Here is a 19,129-nt window from a genome sequence, read left to right as displayed (position 1 = left end):
CGTGACCGGCGCATCCGCGCCTGAACGCCCCGCGCCCCTCACCAGGGCCGGGGCGTTGTCGTTGGTACCGCTGCGGGCGGTGCTGCCGCCGGCGCTGACGCTGTCCGCGCTCATCGGCGGTGGCGTGTTCACGCTCGGCGAGGCCACGCGGCCCTTCGCGTTCCCGCTGCACTACGGCGCGCTGATCCTGCTCGGCCTGCCGCTCGTCTGGCGCACCCTGCGCGGGATGCTGCGCGGCGTGTTCGCCGCCGATGTGGTCGCGATGCTCGCCGTGGTGACGGCGGTGGCCCTGCAGCAGCCGGTCGCGGGCCTGGTGATCGTGCTGATGCAGACTGGCGGCGAGCTGCTGGAGCGCTACGCCGAGGGCCGGGCGTCGGACGCCGTACGCGAGCTCGAGGCGGCGGCGCCGCACACCGCGCACCGGCTCATCGCCGACAGCGCCAACCAGACCGAAGACGTGCCCGCCGAGTCCGTGCGCATCGGCGATCGTATCCTCGTGCGGCCGGGCGAGATGCTGCCCTGCGACGGCACGGTACTCGAGGGCTCGAGCTCGCTGGACACCTCGCGCCTCACGGGTGAGCCGCTGCCTGAGCGCGTGGGGCCGGGCGCACCCGTACAGTCGGGCGTCGTGAACCTGCAGAGCCCGCTGGTCCTGTCGGTGACGGCACCGGCCTCGCAGTCACTCTATGCGCGCATCGTCGAGTTGGTCCGGACGGCACAGGCGGAGAAGTCGCCCATCCAGCGGCTCGCCGACCGCTGGGCCGTCTGGTTCACGCCACTCACCCTTGTGGTCTGCGCGCTGGCGTACTGGCTCTCCGGCGACCCACTGCGTGTGCTTGCCGTCCTCGTGGTCGCCACGCCCTGCCCGCTCATCCTCGCCACGCCGGTGGCGGTGATCGGCGGCATCAATCGCGCGGCACGGCGGCAGGTCGTCGTGCGCAACGGCTCCGCGCTGGAGCTGCTCGCCCGCGTGGACACGGCCGTGTTCGACAAGACCGGCACCCTGACCATCGGTCGGCCGGACGTGGACCGTGTCGAGACCGTCGGCGGCCTGCCGGACGGCGAGCTACTGCGCCTCGCGGCCGCCCTCGAGGTGGGCAGCGGACACTTGCTTGCCCGCTCCATCGTCGCCGCGGCCACCACGCGCGGGATCGCGGTGCCAACGGCCAGCGACATCGTCGAGCATTCCGGACAGGGCGTCGAGGGCAAGGTGGACGGCCGCCGCGTCACCGTGGGGTCGCTGCCGCTGGTGCAGGCGCGGCATCCCGCGGCCGCTGATGCCCTGCGCGCGATGCACGACGGCGGTGCGGGCCTCAAGGCCTACGTGGCGGCGGACGACAGCGCGCTGGGCTGCATCCGATTCGCCGACCGCGTGCGCCCCGACCTCGCGCCGATGTTCGCGCGGCTCTCGGCGCTCGGCCTGGGACGCACGCTCCTGCTCTCCGGCGACCACACGGAGAACGTGGCGCCGATCGCCGAGGCCGTGGGCATCGCAGAGGCGCGTGGCGACCTGCTGCCCGCCGACAAGGTGGCCGCTGTGCGCGCGCTCGAGGCCGAAGGCCGACGCGTCCTGATGGTCGGCGACGGCACCAACGACGCGCCCGCGCTCTCCGCCGCGACCGTCGGTGTCGCGCTCGCCGCCCACGGTGGCGGCATCTCGGCCGAGGCCGCCGGCGTCGTCCTGCTCGCCGATGATGTCACGCGCGTGGCTGATGCTGTAGACATCGGCCAGCGCACCGTGCGGATCGCGCGGCAAAGCATCGGCTGGGGACTCGGTCTCTCGGGCGCGGCGATGGTCGTGGCGGCGCTGGGCTACATCCCGCCGACGGTGGGCGCGCTGCTGCAGGAAGCGATCGACGTTGCCGTGATCGTCAACGCGCTGCGGGCGGCTCGGGGCTAGCGCTCGAGCGCTGTCTCGACGACGGCGACGCATCGTCCTGCACGGCGCGCATCGCCGGCGTGGTGAGGTCGTCGAACTGCCCGCTGCGTGCCGACCACACGTAGGCGCCCACGAACACGGCCACCAAGAGGATGGCCAGCGGCACGAGGAGGAACAGCACGCTCACGCGGCAGCCCGCGAGAAGGTCCGACCCTGCCAGGCGCCGAGCACCACGGTCAGGGAGCTCAGCGGCATCAGAATCGCCGCGAACAATGGGTCGATCACGCCCATCACCGCCAGCGTCACACCGATGAGGTTGTAGCCCAGCGCCAGGAGCACATTGCGCTCGATGATGCCCGTGGTGCGACGCGCGCCCTGCACCAGTTCCTGCAGCGCCGCGATACCACCGCGCGCCAAGTACACATCCGCCGCCGCCATCGAGGCCTCCGCGCCACCGCGCACCGCGATGCCCACCGTTGCCGTGGCGATTGCCGCCGCGTCGTTCACGCCATCGCCGACCATCACCACGTGCCCGTGTTGGCGCGCCGCGCGAACGGCCTCGCGCTTTCGTTCGGGGCTGGCGCCCCCTTCGGCGTCCGCGGCCGCGATGCCCAAGGCTTCCGCCACCGCCGCGACCACCTCCGGTGCGTCACCGGATAGCAGGCGCACCTGCCAGCCGCGCCGCTGCAGAGCACGCACGGCGTCGGGTGCCTCCGCGCGCAATGGATCGCCGAACGCGAGTCGCGCCACGATCTCGCCGTCCACCGCGACAAGGACAGGGGTCAGCCGCGGATTGAGCGGCGCGAACTCGCGGCGTGCGGCGGCGCTGCGCCCCACCTCGCGCTCCACCCACGCGGGCCGACCGACCACCACCTCGTGCCCAGCCACGATGCCGCGCAGCCCGCCGCCCAGCGTTTCGCGCACTCCGTGCGCCTCGAGTGCGGCGCCGTCATCCATTGCGGCGAGGACAGCTGCCGCCACGGGGTGACGTGAGTGACGCTCCAGCGCAACGACCAACGGGCGCACGGCCTCGTCGCCGTCCATCTGTTCCAGCAGCATCTGCCCCGTGGTCAGCGTGCCCGTCTTGTCGAGGAATAGCGTGCCGGGCTTGTCGAGCGTCTCCAACGCGTGCGCACCCTTGATGAGGATGCCGCGAGCCGCCGCACGGCCGATAGCCACCGTGAACGTCAGCGGCGTAGCCATGGCGAGCGCGCAGGGGCAGGTCACGACCAACATCGCGATGGCGTTATCGATGGCCGTGGCCTGGTCGCGGCCCCACCAGAGCGCGGCCGTCGTCACGGCCAGCGCCAATACGGCGGCAATGAACCAGCCGGCAAGCCGGTCCGCGAGCAGCACCACGGGCGGCCGTTCGCGCGCACCATCCTCGACGTCGCGCAGCAAGCGTCCGAGCCGGCTTGTGATGCCCGCCTCCTCCACGCGCACGCGCAACGGGTGCGAGAGGTTGACCGTGCCGGCAAACACGCGGTCGCCCTCACCGACGCTCACGGGACGCGACTCGCCCGTGAGCAACGCGAGGTCCAGCGACGAGTGGCCGCGCAGCACGCTGCCGTCAGCGGCGAGCGTATCGCCGGCGCGCACCTCCAGCTCCATCCCCGGCAGCACGGCCTCGGTGGGCAGCTCCCGCACGCTGTCGCCCTCGACGACGCGTGCCGTGGTCGGCGTCAGCGCGCCGAGCAGCGCCGCGGAATCGGCGGCGGAGCGTTGCGCGCGGTGCTGCAAGTATCGCCCGAGCAGCAGCAGGAAGATCAACGTGCCGACGGCGTCGAAGTAGATCGGCCCGGAATCCCGGAATGTGTTGAACGTGCCCTGCGCGTAGCCCACCGCCAACGCGGCGGCGATCGGCACGTCCATGTGCAGTCCGCCGTTGCGCAGCGCCTGCCAGGCACTCGTGAAGAACACGCGGCCCGGCCAGAGCATCGCCGGCGTGACCAAGGCGAAGCTGAGCCAACGGAAATAGGTCTCGAACTCGCGCGCCATCCCGCCGAACACACCGCTGTAGAGCGCCAGCGCGATGGTCATCACGTTCGCCGCGATCGCGCCCGCCACGCCGATGCGTGTGAGCATCACGCGCTCCTCGGCGCGCCGCGCCTCGTCGGCACCGCGGCCGCGGAAGGCGTGCGGTGGATAGCCGAGCCGGTCCAGCGTGCGTGCGATCGCACTGAGCGTCGTCGCCGCGGGATCCCACTCCACGTGCGCGACGCCACGCGGCACGTCGAGTTCGGCGCGTACGGCGCCGGGCACGATCATCGGCACGCGTTCCACCAACCACACGCAGCTCGCGCAGTGCACACCCTCGAGGTAGAGCGTCACCTCGTGTAGGCCGTCGGCGCGCGCGCGGACGTGGACCCGCTGGAAGGCCTCGTGGTCAAACTCCGCGTAACTGCGCTGGCTGGCCGCCACGCGCAGGTTGCGGCGCTCCGGCAGGGAGTAGAAGCCGCTGTCGAGCCCACTTTGGCGCAGGATACTCGCGGCGGTCTCGCAGCCAGCGCAGCAGTAGAGCGCGCCGTCCACGCATCGGCTCTCACCCGGAAGGGCGTCGAGGCCGCAATGCGCGCAACGGAGGTCGTCCGCCGCAGCGAGCGCGCCGAACTCAGCGGTGGCCGTCGTGCTCATCGGCGGCGGCGGCGGGGAGAGCGGCAGCGGGAACGGCCGAGCTCCGGGCGTCGGACCCGGCGGAAGCCGGCGCGGCCGCATGCGCGTGCGGCATCGGCGTGAACCGACCGGCAACGGTCAGCGCGCCGAGAATCACCAGCACGCTCGCCGTGACAACCGGCAGGCGGCGGCGGAACGGCCCGAGCAGGCGCTGTGCTCCCAGCCCCACGGCGGCCATCATCGGCACGGTGCCGGCCCAGAACGCCGCCATCGTGGCGGCGCCGCCGAGGGCACTGCCCGCGGCGGCCGAGGTCGCCACGAAGGCGTAGAGCCAGCCGCAGGGCAGCGCGGCACTGAGCGCACCCAGCGCGAGTCCGCGCGCAGCGGGCGGACGCTCCTGCACGGCGCGCACCGCGCGCGCGATGCGCGAGGCCAGTGCCGGCGGGACATCGAGCATCGGGACACGCACGCCGAGCGCGGAGAGCAGCGACGCGAGTCCCCAAAGGATGAGCAGGATCCCCGCAGCGACCGCTGCCGGACGCGCCAACCCGGCAATCGTGCCCGCGCGATCCAGCCCCGCCCCGGCGGCGCCGGCAAGCGCACCGAGCGTGGTGTACGAGAGCAAACGACCGCCGTTGTAGGCGGCGGTCGACTTCAGGCTCTGACGGCCGCTCGAGGCATCACCACCAGACGCGAGGCAGGCAAAGCTCCCGCACATCCCCGCGCAGTGGGCGCTGCCGAGCAGTCCGGCGACGAAGACCGAGCTGGCCAGCGCGATCACGGCGCCTCGACGTGCGTGGTGTGATAGAAGCGTGCCTGACCTCGACGGGCCTCCACGCGCACTTCCCAACGGCCAGCCCGCGTGGCCGCGAGTTCGGCGCTGTACTCCCCGGCCCTGGCCGTGAGCGCGGACTGCAGCGGATGCGCCGCCTCGAGATTGTGGATCAGGGTGACGCGGACATCGGCGCCGGTGACGGGCGCGCCGCTCGCGTCGCGGAGCTTCACCGTCACCCTGCGGCCGTCAGGTGAGGAGGACCCCATGGCGACCTCAGCCTGCCAGCCCAGGGCGTCGCTGGTCGCGCGCTGCGCCATCGTGCGGTCCCACTCCACCGCCTTGCGATAATACTCGGGCTCGACGACGGTGCCGTTGGGATCCGCACCGGCGGCAAAGAGCATCACCACGTTGACACCCACCGTGAACAACAGCGAGGCGGTGATCAACACGGGCCACTGCCATCCGCGTTTCATCGTTCGTGCTCCTTCTCGTCGTCGTGGATCTCGGGGCCCGGCAGGCGTCGCGCGAACTCGCGCGTGAAGCCGTCGCCGTCGCTGATACGGAAGTGGACGAGCCGCTCCCCATCATCGAAGCGCGTCGCAGGCTGGGTGACGAACACCGACGTGGTCACCGTCGCGCCCGCCGCGACTGCGAGGGGATTCTCAGGGGCGATCATCGTCGCGCCGGCCTCATCGACATAGGTGATGTGGTAGCGATGCGCACTCCTGCCGCGGTTCGCGATCTTGATGCGCACCTGGTTCACCACCATCCCCGCTGCGTCCACGGTGAACGGCGCGCCGATCGGACCCAGCAGCGTCACATCCGCCGGTGAGCGCGTGGCCAGCGTGACGAGGAAGCCGCCGAAGAACAGCAGGAAGGCCAGCGGATACAGCACGGTGCGCACACGCAGGAAGCGCGGCGGCTTGCCGGCCAGCGCGTCCTGCGAGGCGTAGCGGATCAGCCCCTTTGGCTTGCCCACCTTCTCCATGATGCTGTCGCAGGCGTCGGCGCATTGCGTGCAGTGGATGCACTCCATCTGCAGGCCGTCGCGGATGTCGATGCCCGTGGGGCAGGTGTTCACGCAGGCGTTGCAGGCCACGCAGTCGCCGAGGCCCGGACGCGCACCGGCGCCGTGCCCACGCGGTTCGCCGCGCGTGGTGTCGTAGGCGACGATCAACGACGAACGGTCCAACAGCGCCGACTGCCAGCGCCCGTACGGACAGGCCACGAGACAGGTCTGCTCGCGGAACCAGGTGAAATCGAGGAAGACGCCGAGCGAGGTCACCGCCATCACGAGGAACGGCGTCGGGTGGTCGATGGGCGAGCGCGTCACCCACTCGCGCAGCGCGTCAGTGCCCACGAAATACGCGAGGAACGTGTTGCCGAGGATGATCGCCAGCACGCCATAGATGGCGTACTTGAGCAACCGTCGCGGCGTGAAGTGCCGCTTGTCCTTGTCGAGCCGTCGCGACTCGCCGTAGCCGCCTTCCACCAGGCGCTCGATGGGCCGGAACAGGAACTCCATCCACACGGTCTGCGGACAGGCCCAGCCGCACCACACGCGGCCGAACAGCGCGGTCAGCAGAAAGATGCCGATCAACACGCTCACGAACAGCAGCATCAACAGCAGCGTGTCCGTGGGCAGGAAGGTCGAGCCGAAGAAAGTGAACTCACGCCTTGGAAAGTCGATCTGCATCCACGGCTTGCCGTTCCAGCGCAAGTGCGGGATCGCCAGGTACAGCGCCATCAGCGCGTAGGCCACCACGCGCCGGCGGATCAACCACTTGCCCTGGGAGGGCTTGGGACGGATCCAGCGGCGCGACCCATCCTCGTTCAGTGTCGCGAGAACACGTCCGGTAGCGACAGGAGCGGTCACGGGATGACCGTGCCCTCGGGCGCCTTCGGGTTCGGCGGGTTCGTGCCGGCCAGCGAGATCACGTACGCGGTGACCGCATTCACCTGCTCCGGCCGCAGGATGCGCTCCCAGGGCGGCATGCCTTTCTCGAGGACGCCGTTGGCCACGGTGGCGTGAATCTCCGCCGGCGTGCCGCCGTGAATCCACGCGTTGTCCGTGAGGTTCGGGCCGATCATGCCGCCGCCGTCAGGCCGATGGCAGGCCGCGCAGTTGGCGTCGAACACGACCTTGCCGTCGGCGATCGCCTGCGCGTTGCCGACGAGCGACGCGAGTTGGTCGGCGGTCGCCGAGGGGTCGGCGGGCGGCGGACGCATGGCCTCGTACTTCGCGACCTCCGCCTCGTACTCGGCGATCTTTCCCGGCCCCTCGCCGAAGGGCAGCGGCAGGAAGTAGTAGGCCACCGCGAAGATCACCGTGGCGTAGAGGATCCATAGCCACCAGCGCGGCAGCGGGTTGTCGTACTCCTGGATGCCGTCGTACTCGTGGTCGAGCAGGCGGTCTTCGGCGGACTTGTCAGCCATTGGTGCTCCCGGTCCGCGAGGCGGTCCGTGCAGGATGGTCGTCGTCGAGCGGCAGGCGCGCAATCTCCGCGTGCTTGTGCGTGTTGTCGGGAATCACCAGCAGCAGCACCACGGTCACGAAGGCCGCCACGAACAGCAGCAGCGCGACGATCGCGTACATCGAGAGGCCGCTGGCACTCATCACGTCCACGAGTTTCACTGGATGCCTCCCGTGCTCGCGACGCCGGGCGCCGACTTGATGTCCTGGCCGAGGCGCTGCAGGTACGCGATCAGCGCCACCACCTCGCGGTCGGCAATGCCGCTCGGACCACCGGAGGACTCGATGCTGGCGCCGATCCGCTGGGCCTGCTCGCGCGCCATCGCCGGCGCGTTGCGCACCGCGTCACCGTAGGGCACGCCGAGCATCACCATCGCATCCACGCGCGCCTGTACGCCATCAAAGTCCATCGGGCGCTGCAGCAGGTGCTTGTAGACCGGCATGATCGAGTTGGCCACGATGCTCCTGGGCTCCTCGAAGTGCCGCAGGTGCCAGAGGTCGGGATACTTGCCGCCCACGCGCGCGAGGTCCGGCCCGATGCGGCGCGAGCCCCAGAGGAACGGATGGTCGTAGACGAACTCACCCGGCTTGGAGTACTCGCCGAAGCGCTCCGTCTCATGGCGCAAGGGCCGCACCATCTGCGAGTGGCAGTTGAAGCAACCCTCGCGGATGTAGAGGTCACGCCCTGCCAGCTCCAGCGGCGTGTATGGCTGCACGCTGGCGATGCTCGGCACGTTCGAGCGGATCAGGAAGGTCGGCACGATCTCAGCCAACGAGGCCACCGCCACCGCGAGCACGACCATCACCGTGAAGAACAGCGGCAGGCCTTCCCAGCGGCGGTGCCAGTTGGCGGAGGTGAAGCGCGCCCACAGGCCGGCCGGCTCCGGCGCGGCGTGCAGCTCGGGCGCCTTGCGCACGAGCGGCGGCGCCGAGACGGTCGGCTCTTCATAGGTTGCCGGCCGCGCCTTCCAGGTCATCAAGATGTTGTACAGGAAGATCAGCGTGCCGACGATGAACAACGAGCCGCCGACCACGCGCACCCAGTACATCGGCATCAGCTGCATCACCGTCTCGACGAAGTCGGGATACGCCAGGCGGCCCGTCTCGTCGAACGCGCGCCACATCAGGCCCTGCGTGATGCCGGCCGAGTAGATGCTGGCCACGTAGAGCAGGATGCCGAACGACGCGATCCAGAAGTGCAGCTCGGCCAGCTTCTTGGAATGGAGCGGCGCCTGGAAGAGCCGCGGCGCCAGCCAGTACACCATGCCGAAGGTCAGCAGGCCGTTCCAGCCCAGCGCACCCGTATGCACGTGGGCGATGATCCAGTCGGTGTAGTGCGCGAGCGCGTTGACGCTCTTCACCGAGAGCATCGGGCCCTCGAAGGTGCTCATGCCGTAGGCCGTGATGGCCACGACGAAGAACTTGAGCACCGGCTCCTCGGTGACCTTGTGCCAGGCTCCGCGCAGCGTGAGCAGGCCGTTCACCATGCCGCCCCAGCTCGGCATCCAGAGCATCACCGAGAAGACCATCCCCAGCGTCGAGGCCCAGTCCGGCAGCGCCGTGTAGTGCAGGTGGTGCGGACCGGCCCAGATGTACAGGAAGACCAGCGACCAGAAGTGCAGGATCGAGAGCTTGTACGAGAAGACCGGTCGCTCGGCCGCCTTCGGCATGAAGTAGTACATCAGGCCGAGGAAGGGCGTGGTGAGGAAGAAGGCCACCGCGTTGTGGCCGTACCACCACTGCATGAAGGCGTCCTGCACACCGGCATAGACCGAGTAGCTCTTCAGCCAACCGGCGGGGACGCTCAGGTTGTTGAAGATGTGCAGCACCGCGACCGTGATGATGCTCGCGATGTAGAACCAGATGGCCACGTAGATGTGGCGCTCGCGCCGCCGCCAGATGGTGCCGAAGAAGTTGATGGCGAAGGCCACCCAGACCACGGCGATGGCGATGTCGATCGGCCACTCGAGCTCGGCGTACTCCTTGGCCTGCGTGAAGCCCAAGGGCAGCGTGAGCGCCGCGGCGACGATGATCGCCTGCCAACCCCAGAAGTGGAAGTTGCTCAAGCCGTCGGAGAACATCCGCGTCTTGAGCAAGCGTTGCGTGGAGTAGTAGGCGCCGGTGAAGATCGCGTTGCCGGCGAACGCGAAGATGACGGCGTTCGTGTGCAAGGGTCGCAGGCGGCCGAAGGACAGCCACGAGATGTCGAAGTTGAACATCGGGTTGGCCAACTGCAGCGCGATCAGCAGACCGACCGAGAACCCGACAAGCCCCCAGATGATCGTCGCCCACAGGAACTTGCGGACGATGGCGTCATCGTAGGAGAAGGTGTCGACGTGCGTGCTCATTCCGGCTCCGAGGGAACAGGGAACGGACGCCGGGAGTGGGAGCGGCGCCGTGGGGGGATGCATCGGGAAATAGGATGCGCCCGCACGGCTGGTACGGATAGTCAGCGGATGTCGGGAATCACCGTAGGGCGGTCGCTCCCAACGGTGTAGGGGAATCCCCCGCTATCGTCTCGATGGTTGCGGACCGACGGGCAGTACCCCCCCCCCCCGCTAGGGCGCCGTGGCGAGGCGGCGGGCCATGTCGATTGCGGGATCACGCCCGGCGAGAATGTCGGCGACGCGCAGTGGAACCACGTGGTCGGGCACAATTCCGCGCCCGCCGGGCACTGCGCTCACGGCGTTCCAATAGCCGTACATCATCACGCGCAGGCTGAGCCGGGAGTTCGGCAGGATGATGCGGGCGTTGAGTCCCGAGGTGTTGCCTTCATACGTGCCGGCGGTCTCCTCGCCGATGAAGACCGCCCGATTGCGCGACCTCAACTGCGCCGCGACATCCGCGGTGGTCGAGAAGCTGCCACCGTCGATCAGCACCGTGAGGCGGCCACGGAAGCCAGGAGCCGACGGCTGTTGGGTCCCCACGCCCGAGTGGCGCTGCTCCGTGATGCGGAAGCCACCCGCCGGATCTGCGACAGACCCCGCGCGCAGCGCGTCACCCGTGCGCGGCAGCCAGGTCGCGAACGACGGCGCGACCGTCGTGACGTGGATGTGGTCGAAGTAGCGGAACGGCTGCTCCGTGAAGTACGACACGAGCAGCGCGCCGTACTCATCCACACCACCGCCGTTGCCACGCAGGTCGAGCACCAGATGCTGTGTCCCGCGCTCGCGGAGCTGGCGGAAGATGCTGTCGAGCGTCGAGGGAAACGCCTGCCCGTCGAACGCGCGTACGCGAAGCCGCGCGGTTCGACCATCCGCGTCGAACGCTACCCCGACGCGTTCCTCGATGCCGTCAAGCCGCGCCACGTTGCGCGCGAACGCTGCGTTGACCGGGTTTTCGACGTTCCGCCGCTCGCGGTCCGTTATGCCGGGAATCGTTGCGCGCACAACGCTGCCATCGGCCTGCCGTGCGACGAGTTCGTAGCGCTCCGCCTGCTCCACGTACAACCAGTGCAGGCGCGCAAAGTCCACGCCCACGCGGTGGCGCCTCCCAGTCTCGATGAAACCATCCGGCGAGATTTTCGGCAGCAGCGCCGCGAAAAGGTCCGTGCTCGATCGACCATTGATGCTCAGCAACTCCATCCCGGGCAGGATGCTGCGGTCCGTCGGTGAGTCGTTGGCGCGCACGATGAGATGCTCGCCCTCAAGCTGCACGCGAAGCGGGAGCAGCAGGGCCGATCCGAGCGCGGCGTTCGTCAGCGAGTCGAACTCCAAGCGCGCGTGCCCGTCGCGCAGCTCGGCGATGGCCTCCGACAGGAGGCCGGCAAACTCGTACTGGCCGAGGGGCCGCGTGATGCGCGCCCTGTGCGTCGCGAAGCGCCGCGCCAGCTCGGTGCGCTCGACAAATCGATCGTAGCCACCGTGGGCCTCCTCGAGCGCCCGCTGCAGGACATCGAGGTCCTCCCGCGCCTGTTCCACCGTGAGGGGCGCGCGCGACGACTGCGCCTCGGTGCTCGAAACGGGGAGCAACAGAATGGCAGCGATGACGAGCGGCAGGGCCGTGCGGAGACACGGGGTCATCTCAGGCGAGTCCTTGGGTGGGGTCTTCCATTGGAGGGCCTCAGGGTCGTGATGGTTGCGTGGGCTCCCATCGCACCCCCCTCGCGCCCTAGGCCTGGTCCATACATCATTCAAACAGTCCCGAGTACGGCCCCCCACCCTTCGGAGATCACGTCGATGCGCCGTGTTGCGTTCGCCCTCGCCCTGGGAGCGCTGGTTCTCAGCCCCCTCACCCTCGACGCCCAAGGCCGCTCGGCCGGGACCGGCGGCACCGGTGGTACGGCCCGCGGTCGACCGGGACAGCGCGGCGAGGCCGCCGGCCGTCAGCCCAGCCCGCTGCCGAACGTGCGCGCGGTGACCAACGGCATGAACCCGGCGACGGAGCTGGTGGACAGCCGGCGCAAGCTGAAGCTCGACGACGCCACCGTGACCCGCCTGCGTGCGCTGTCCGAGGCAATGGACGCCCGCTACGCGCCGATGCTCGCCCGCTACGACACGATGCGCGTGCAGGCGAACATGGCCCGCAACCAGGCGGCGGCTGCCTCGGCCGCCAACATCGGTGGCCAGGCCGCACGGCCGCAGGCCAACGAGGAGGAGCAGGCGCTGGCCCGCGAGCGCATCGCCGTGCTGCGCACCGTGATGGCCGAGGTCCGCGAGCAGCGAGCCAAGGATGTCGAGGAGGCGCTGGCCGCGATTCCTGAGGACAAGCGCGAGGACGCCAAGAAGATCCTCGACGACCAGGCCGAGGCGATGGCCCGCACCTTCCGGCGCAGCGGCGCTGAGGGCGCGGCAGCGGCGGGTCCGGCCGGCGGCGCGCAACGACGCCCCTGACTCCGGAACAGCGGCGAGGCTACTAACCTTCTCGTCGCTTCGGTTGTCCAATCCAGTACGGGTTGGCCGCAGAGCCTGCGGCCGACCCGTAGTTTTGTATCCCACCCCAACCCGCACGGGATGTCTGATTCACTGCCGGCGCGCGCCGATGCGCTCGCCCTGATGGAGTCGTGGACCGCGAGCGAGTCGCTGCGCAAGCATATGCTCGCCGTGGAAGGCGCGATGATCGCCTACGCCCGTCACTACGGCGAGGACGAGCATCGCTGGGCCCTGGCCGGCCTGCTGCACGACTTCGACTACGAGCGCTTCCCGAACGCGGCGCAGGCGGCCGACACCGAGCACCCCAGCGAGGGCGTGCGGCATCTCCGTGGGCTGGGCTATCCCGAGGACATCCTCCAGGCCATCCTCGGCCACGCGCTGTTCACGGGCGTCGCCCGGGAGACGCGGATGGCCAAGGCCCTGTTCGCGGTGGACGAACTCTGTGGCCTCATCACGGCGGCGGCCCTGGTGCGGCCGTCGCGCAGCGTGCTTGACCTCGAGGCCTCGAGCGTGAAGAAGAAGATGAAGGACAAGGCCTTCGCCCGTGGCGTCTCGCGGGAGGATGTCCGGCTGGGCGCCGAGGAGCTCGGCGTGGAGCTCGAGCCGCACATCGCCTTCGTGATCCAAGCCATGCGGGAGCGGGCCGACCTGCTCGGGCTTGCCGGCCCCTCCGCCAGCTAGCCGTGCCGCACTGCGGTCCCCGGGCCCAACGAGGGCCAACGTCCGGCCAACGCCCCGAGGCGGCCCCGCGTATTTGGGGGCGTGAAGATTGAGCGTGACACGTGACTGCAATCGCCCTCCCCTGGGAAGGCGTGCGGCGGCGGACCGTGACTGAGCGGCCAGCCGACGAAAAGGCACTCGTGCTTGCTGCCCAGCGTGGCGAGCAGGAGGCGTTCTCCGAGCTGGTGCGACGGCACCAGCGCCGGGCGTACGCCGTGGCTCGTTCGATCGTCACCAACCATGAGGATGCGGAGGACGCCGTGCAGGAGGCGTTCCTCCACGCCTACAAGGCCATTCACCGGTTCCTGCCGGACCAGGCCTTTGGCGCGTGGCTGCATCGCATCGTGGCGAATGCCTCGTTGGACGTGACGCGCCGCCGCAAGGTGCGCGACGCGGATGAACTGCCCGAGACGGTGGCCTCGCCGTTCCGGGATCCGGCAGTGGGGGACGAACTCCGCCGTCGGCTGAAAGAGGCGCTGGATGCACTCCCCGAGCGGCAACGCGCGGTGATCGTCCTGCACGATGTGGAAGGCTACAAACACGCGGAGATCGGGCAGATGCTGTCGATACCTGAAGGGACAGCGCGCTCCGACCTCCATTACGCAAGATCTCACCTACGCCAGATCCTGGCCGCCGTGAGGGGTGAACTATGACGGAACATCATCGCGAAGGCCCGGCATTGGTCCGGGATGACGAATTGACGACGCAGCTGCGGGCCATCGTGGCCCCGCCGGCCGACGCGTCGTATTGGGACGGGCTTGAGGCGCGCATCCTCGCGCGCATCGAGCGCGGCCGTGAGGAGCGTCGCTGGTGGGCGCTGTCCGAGCGGGCATATCAGTTTGGATTGCTGGCCGCGGGTCTCACGCTGATCGTGGCGGGCTCGGTGTTCCTGCGCGAGCGCGCGCTGGAACGCCGGATGGCCATCCGCTCGGTGATCGAGACGCCGGCACCGGCGCCGCAGGTGTGGGCCCGTCGGGGTTTGGTCCCCGATCGGCAGGCAACCCTGCGCGCCGTCACGGACCACTAACGAACGGCGCGTTCGATGAGTCGAACCAATGGGCTGGCGCTCGCGTTCTTCGCGGCGGCGTTCGCGGCAGGTGTCGCGGCCGGCGTAGCGACGGACCGAATGCTGGTGCGCGAGCGGGCGCAGGAGCAGTGGGGTGACCAGAGCGCGATGCGCGCTCGGTTGGCGGACGATCTCGGGATGACGCCCGAGCAGCGGACGCAGCTCGACTCGGTCCTCGATGAGCGGGAGCGGTTGCGGGATTCGATCATGGATCCCGTGCGGCCCAAGCTCGATTCGCTCGGCACCAGGGCGCGCCAAGGCATACGGCAGCTGCTCAATCCCGGGCAGCAGGCCATCTACGACCAGATGTTGCGGGAGCGCGAGGAAGCGCGCCGCCAGGAGAAGAGGCAATGAAGCGGTTGATGCAGGCAGCAGCGGTGATGGCAGCAGTGATCCCGATGACCTTGGCCGCGCAGGATGCGCGGCCGATTTCTCTTGATGAGGCGGTGCGGCTGGCGCGGCGCAATGCGCCGGCCACGGTGCAGGCGCGGAACGCGCTGCGCACCAATGCCGCGCAGGTGCGCTCGCGCTACGGCGCGTTCCTGCCCTCGCTGAGCTTCAGCGCCGGCGTCAGCCGCCAGGACGGCTCGCGCTTCGTGCCCGACTTCAACACGGTGGTCGCCAACGACCAGCCCTGGCGTGGCAGCCATCGCTTCAACTCGAACCTTGAGCTCTTTGACGGCGGCCGTCGCTACTTCGACCTCCAGGCCGCCCGCGCGAACCTCTCTGCCGCCGAGGCCACCGAGATCTCGCAGTCGTTCAACGTCGCGCTGCAAGTGAAGCAGCAGTACTACGGCGTGCTCGCCGCCCGCGAGCAGCGCGCCGCGGCGCAGAAGCAGCTCGAGCAGGCCGAGCAGCAGCTGCGCGCCTCGACCGCCCGCGTGCAGGCCGGTGCCGCCACGCGCTCGGACTCGCTGCGCACCTCGATCCAGGTGGGCAACGCCCGCCTGGCGATCCTGAATGCCGAGAACTCGCTGGCCACGGCCAACGCCGCGCTCTCGCGCCTCATCGGCTCGGACTTCATCGTCACCGCCGACCCGGCCGACACGGCCGAGACCGGCCTGCTCGCCGCCTCCGAGGCCGAGCTGATGACGCTGGCCGAGCAGGGCCCGATCGTGCGCCAGGCGCAGGCCAACCACGCCGCGGCCCGGCAGTCCTCGCGCGCCGCCAAGACGCCGTACCTGCCGACGCTCTCGGCCGGCCTCGGCTGGTCCTACGCCGCCGCCGACACCGGCTTCCGCTTCCTCGGTGACGGCCGCAATCGCAACATCTCCACCTCGCTGAGCATCAGCTTCCCGATCTTCAACGGGCTGAACCGCGAGCAGCAGGTCGTCTCGGCCTCCGTGGCCGAGGACAACGCCCGCGTGCAGCTGCGCGACGCGAAGCTCAATGCGCGCCAGCAGATGATCCAGCAGCTGGGCGCCTTCCGCACCGCCGAGGCCCGCGTGCAGATCCAGCTGGCCTCCGTGGCCGCCGGCGAGGAGGACCTCCGCGTGCAGCAGGAGCGCTACGCACTGGGTGCCTCCACACTGCTCGACGTGCTCAACTCGCAGACCACCCTCGACCAGGCCCGCCGCGACCTCATCCAGGCGCGGCTCGACGCCCGCACGGCCAAGGCGCAGATCGAGGCCCTCATCGGCCGCGATCTCTGATCGCAGCATCGTTCGACCCCACCATCGCAACCATTCGGAGTATCAAGTCGTGTCGCCCCGCCTGAAGTACCTGTCCTTCGCCGCGCTGCTTGGCGCCGTCGCCGCCTGCGGCGGCAAGAAGGAGACCGCCCTCCAGATCCAGACCGCCGGTGTCGAGCGCCGCACGATCGTCGTGCAGGCCGAGGCCACGGGCGTGATCGAGCCCATCAACGTCGTCGAGGTGAAGTCGCGCTCCTCGGGTCAGATCGTCGAGATGCCGGTCGAGACCGGCACGCTGGTGCGCCCCGGCGCGCTGATCGTGCAGCTCGACACGCGCGACGTGCAGAACCAGTACGACCAGTCCAAGGCCGACCTGGAGAGCGCCGAGAAGTCGCTCGAGGTGGCGTCGCAGAACAAGAAGCGCTCGGATGACCTCTTCAAGGCGCAGATCATCACCGCGCAGGAGAACGAGCAGGCGGGGCTGACCTACCAGAACGCGCTCTCGCAGATCGTCCGTGCGCGCACCAATCTCGACCTCGCGCAGCAGCGCCTCGACGACGCCCGCGTCGTCGCGCCGGTGATGGGCACGGTGATCGAGAAGCCGGTCGCGCTCGGCCAGGTGATTCAGTCGGGCACCAGCGCCGTCGGCGGTGGCACGACCATCGTGAAGATGGCCGACCTCACCAAGGTGCGGGCCCGTGCCCTGGTGAACGAGACGGACATCGGCCGTGTGTCGCCGGGGCAGGACGCGACGGTGACCGTGGACGCCTTCCCCGACCGCCCGTTCCGCGGCGTCGTGGAGAAGATCGAGCCGCAGGCCGTGGTGCAGCAGAACGTGACGATGTTCCCGGTGCTGGTCTCGCTCGAGAACCGCGACGGCCTCCTGCTGCCGGGCATGAACGGCGAGGTGGCCATCATCTCCGATCGCCGCGAGAACGTCGTGGCGGTGCCGAACGAGGCCATCCGCTCGGTGCGTGAGGCCGCGCAGGCGGCCGTCATCCTCGGCATCAACCCCGACAGCGTGCAGGCACAGTTGCGCGCAGCGATGGGTGGCTTCGGTGGCGGGATGCCGCAGGGCGGCATGCCTGGTGGTGCGAACGGCGCTCGTCCGGTGGGCCAGGCCCCGGCCGGCGGTGCCACGCGTTCGTCGCCGGGCTACACCGACCTGGTCCCGCAGCAGGGACGTCAGGGCGGCTTCCAGATGCCCGAAGTGACCGACGCGCAGTGCAAGACCGTCACCGACGCGCGCACGGCCAAGCCGGCCGCCGCCAAGAAGGTGGACGACCTCAACGCCAAGATGCGTGACCCCAATGCCGACCGGCAGGCGCTGACCGCTGAGCTGCGTACGGCGTACACCGAGCTTGGCGTGGACATGCTCGTGGCCCGCGCTTGCCGGATGCGTGAGATGCAGGGCGGCAACGGGGCGACGGCTGCTCCTGCCACCAGCGGCACGCGTCCGCAGAGCGTCTCGGCCCCGAACACCGGCGGCGCGCCTGCCGGTGGCCGTGGTGCGATGGGCGGCCGCCAGGGTGGCCGTGGTGCCACCCGCACCGGCCTCGTGTTCGTACAGAAGGCTGATTCCAGCTGGGAGGCGCGCGTCGTGCGGCTCGGTGTCGCCGACTACGACTTCACCGAGGTCATCAGCGGCCTTGAGGAAGGCGATCGTGTGGCCCTGCTGAGCGCTGCGGCGCTTCAGATGCAGCGCCAGGAGAACCAGGACCGGATGCGGGCGATGACCGGCGGCAACAGCCCGCTCGGTGGTGGCACGCCCGGCGGCGGACGGCGGTAACCACCCATGCTGTTCGGCGAAACCATTCGCGTCGCCCTCGGGGCGCTGCGCGCGAACAAGCTCCGCTCGCTGCTCACGATGCTCGGCATCGTGATCGGCGTGTCGGCGGTGATCGCGGTCGTGGCCCTCGGACGCGGCGCCCAGCAGGCGGTCAATGACCGCATTTCTTCGCTCGGCACCACCTTGCTCACCGTCTCCCCCGGGCAGGCCCGCACGGGCGGCGTGATGTCCTTCGACGTCCGCTCCCGGCTCCTGATGGAGGACGCGGACGCCCTCGAGGCGCGCGGCACCAAGATCGCGGCCGTGCAGCCCGAGATGTCGTCCAACCTGCAGGTGCAGTTCGTCAACAAGAACGCCGGCACGCAGGTCGTCGGCACGACCTCCAACTATCCGGAGGTCCGCAAGTATGAGATCGAGTCCGGTCGCTTCTTCACCAACGGCGAAGACCTGAGCCGCCAGCGCGTTGCAGTTGTCGGCCCGCAGGTGTGGCAGAACCTCGGCCTGCAGAGCGCGGACGGCATCGTGGGCGAGAACATCCGCATCCGCGGCATCCAGTTCACGGTCGTGGGCGCCTACAAGTCGAAGGGACAGGCCAGCCCGTTCAACAACCCCGACGACCAGATCCTCATCCCCATCCAGACGGCGCGCTTCCGTGTGATGGGTTCCAACCGCCTGCGTTCGATTTCCGTGCTCGCCCCCAGCGAGGCCGAGATCCCGGAAACCATGGCGGACATCCAGCGCATCCTGCGGCGCGAGCACAAGCTGCGCCCGGAGCGTCCGGACGACTTCCAGATACGCAACCAGGCCGACTTCCTGAACACGCTGGGCGAGACCACGCAGGTGTTCTCGATGCTGCTGGCCGGCATCGCCGCGGTGTCGCTGCTCGTCGGCGGGATCGGCATCATGAACATCATGCTGGTGTCGGTCACCGAGCGCACGCGCGAGATCGGCATCCGCAAGGCGCTCGGCGCCACGCGGCTGAACATCCTGTTCCAGTTCCTCATCGAGGCCATCGTGCTCTGCCTGGTCGGCGGCACGCTGGGCATCGCGGTCGGGGCCGGCGGGGCGATGGGCTTCACCAAGTTCCTGGGCTGGAGCACGCAGGTCGGCGCCAGCTCCGTGGGGCTCGCCTTCGGGTTCTCGGCCTTTGTCGGGCTGGTCTTCGGCGTCTATCCGGCACGCCGGGCGGCTGGGCTGGACCCCATCGTCGCGCTGCGCTACGAGTAGTCCGGCAGCGGCGGGGCCACGCGTTACATTATGGAGGGGCGACGAGCAGGCCGGCGTCGCCCCTCCTGCTTTTCGGCTAGATTCA

At 69.7% G+C, this 19,129-nt stretch carries 18 protein-coding genes; 9 read left to right on the top strand and 9 right to left on the bottom strand.

All coding sequences use genetic code 11. The annotated features are described in order from the left end of the window. Nucleotide 1: 1 nt before the first annotated feature. On the top strand, nt 2-1,900 hold the full coding sequence (locus KF709_08430; GenBank protein MBX3174427.1) for a heavy metal translocating P-type ATPase: 1,899 nt from the start codon (nt 2-4) through the stop codon (nt 1,898-1,900). On the opposite strand, the gene ccoS is transcribed toward KF709_08430, so the two are convergent. From ccoS to KF709_08385, 9 genes are all read right to left on the bottom strand, one after another. Next, nucleotides 1,872-2,066: a cbb3-type cytochrome oxidase assembly protein CcoS gene (gene ccoS, locus KF709_08425; GenBank protein ID MBX3174426.1), complete on the bottom strand. Its 195-nt coding sequence runs from the start codon at nt 2,064-2,066 to the stop codon at nt 1,872-1,874. The two genes, KF709_08430 and ccoS, sit on opposite strands and share 29 nt — an antisense overlap. Next, nucleotides 2,063-4,513, bottom strand: a complete 2,451-nt coding sequence (locus KF709_08420; GenBank protein ID MBX3174425.1) for a heavy metal translocating P-type ATPase metal-binding domain-containing protein — start codon at nt 4,511-4,513, stop codon at nt 2,063-2,065. The genes ccoS and KF709_08420 overlap by 4 nt, the downstream gene beginning before the upstream one ends. Next, nucleotides 4,491-5,273 (bottom strand): sulfite exporter TauE/SafE family protein, encoded by a 783-nt coding sequence (locus KF709_08415; protein ID MBX3174424.1) that lies wholly within the window; start codon nt 5,271-5,273, stop codon nt 4,491-4,493. Before KF709_08415 ends, KF709_08420 begins: the two co-directional genes overlap by 23 nt. Beyond that, nucleotides 5,270-5,740: a FixH family protein gene (locus KF709_08410; protein ID MBX3174423.1), complete on the bottom strand. Its 471-nt coding sequence runs from the start codon at nt 5,738-5,740 to the stop codon at nt 5,270-5,272. Before KF709_08410 ends, KF709_08415 begins: the two co-directional genes overlap by 4 nt. Continuing rightward, complete coding sequence (gene ccoG / locus KF709_08405) at nt 5,737-7,143, bottom strand: cytochrome c oxidase accessory protein CcoG (protein ID MBX3174422.1); 1,407 nt, start codon at nt 7,141-7,143, stop codon at nt 5,737-5,739. The genes KF709_08410 and ccoG overlap by 4 nt, the downstream gene beginning before the upstream one ends. Continuing rightward, nucleotides 7,140-7,703 carry a c-type cytochrome gene (locus tag KF709_08400; GenBank protein ID MBX3174421.1) on the bottom strand — a complete coding sequence of 188 codons (564 nt, stop codon included), beginning with the start codon at nt 7,701-7,703 and terminating at the stop codon, nt 7,140-7,142. Before KF709_08400 ends, ccoG begins: the two co-directional genes overlap by 4 nt. Beyond that, nucleotides 7,696-7,902, bottom strand: a complete 207-nt coding sequence (locus tag KF709_08395; protein ID MBX3174420.1) for a cbb3-type cytochrome c oxidase subunit 3 — start codon at nt 7,900-7,902, stop codon at nt 7,696-7,698. Before KF709_08395 ends, KF709_08400 begins: the two co-directional genes overlap by 8 nt. Then, nucleotides 7,899-10,088 (bottom strand): cytochrome-c oxidase, cbb3-type subunit I, encoded by a 2,190-nt coding sequence (gene ccoN, locus KF709_08390; protein MBX3174419.1) that lies wholly within the window; start codon nt 10,086-10,088, stop codon nt 7,899-7,901. Before ccoN ends, KF709_08395 begins: the two co-directional genes overlap by 4 nt. Nucleotides 10,089-10,298: 210 nt before the next feature. Beyond that, nucleotides 10,299-11,762, bottom strand: coding sequence for a hypothetical protein (locus KF709_08385; GenBank protein ID MBX3174418.1), 1,464 nt, complete (start codon nt 11,760-11,762; stop codon nt 10,299-10,301). A gap of 156 nt (nt 11,763-11,918) precedes the next feature. Here KF709_08385 and KF709_08380 point away from each other — a divergent pair, with 156 nt between their 5' ends. The 8 genes from KF709_08380 (at nt 11,919) to KF709_08345 (ending at nt 19,044) form a co-directional block, all read left to right on the top strand. Beyond that, the gene (locus KF709_08380; GenBank protein MBX3174417.1) at nt 11,919-12,572 is read left to right on the top strand and encodes a hypothetical protein; all 654 of its coding nucleotides are present in this window, start codon (nt 11,919-11,921) and stop codon (nt 12,570-12,572) included. Between the two features lie 120 nt (nt 12,573-12,692). Further along, the gene (locus tag KF709_08375) at nt 12,693-13,292 is read left to right on the top strand and encodes an HDIG domain-containing protein (protein ID MBX3174416.1); all 600 of its coding nucleotides are present in this window, start codon (nt 12,693-12,695) and stop codon (nt 13,290-13,292) included. Nucleotides 13,293-13,423: 131 nt separating this feature from the next. Then, nucleotides 13,424-13,984: a sigma-70 family RNA polymerase sigma factor gene (locus KF709_08370; GenBank protein MBX3174415.1), complete on the top strand. Its 561-nt coding sequence runs from the start codon at nt 13,424-13,426 to the stop codon at nt 13,982-13,984. Beyond that, a complete protein-coding gene (locus tag KF709_08365) occupies nt 13,981-14,358 on the top strand; it encodes a hypothetical protein (GenBank protein ID MBX3174414.1) in 378 nt (125 codons plus the stop codon). Before KF709_08370 ends, KF709_08365 begins: the two co-directional genes overlap by 4 nt. A 15-nt stretch (nt 14,359-14,373) precedes the next feature. Next, nucleotides 14,374-14,751 carry a hypothetical protein gene (locus KF709_08360; GenBank protein MBX3174413.1) on the top strand — a complete coding sequence of 126 codons (378 nt, stop codon included), beginning with the start codon at nt 14,374-14,376 and terminating at the stop codon, nt 14,749-14,751. After that, a complete protein-coding gene (locus tag KF709_08355; GenBank protein MBX3174412.1) occupies nt 14,748-16,049 on the top strand; it encodes a TolC family protein in 1,302 nt (433 codons plus the stop codon). Before KF709_08360 ends, KF709_08355 begins: the two co-directional genes overlap by 4 nt. 49 nt (nt 16,050-16,098) lie before the next feature. Further along, nucleotides 16,099-17,817, top strand: coding sequence for an efflux RND transporter periplasmic adaptor subunit (locus KF709_08350; protein ID MBX3174411.1), 1,719 nt, complete (start codon nt 16,099-16,101; stop codon nt 17,815-17,817). A 6-nt stretch (nt 17,818-17,823) separates the two neighbouring features. Continuing rightward, nucleotides 17,824-19,044, top strand: a complete 1,221-nt coding sequence (locus KF709_08345; GenBank protein MBX3174410.1) for an ABC transporter permease — start codon at nt 17,824-17,826, stop codon at nt 19,042-19,044. Nucleotides 19,045-19,129: the final 85 nt, after the last annotated feature.

Source organism: Gemmatimonadaceae bacterium, from assembly GCA_019637445.1.
In the GTDB taxonomy this organism is placed as follows: domain Bacteria; phylum Gemmatimonadota; class Gemmatimonadetes; order Gemmatimonadales; family Gemmatimonadaceae; genus Pseudogemmatithrix.
The sequence above is the reverse complement of the archived record's forward strand: the minus strand, read 5'-3'. Positions and strand labels throughout refer to the sequence as shown.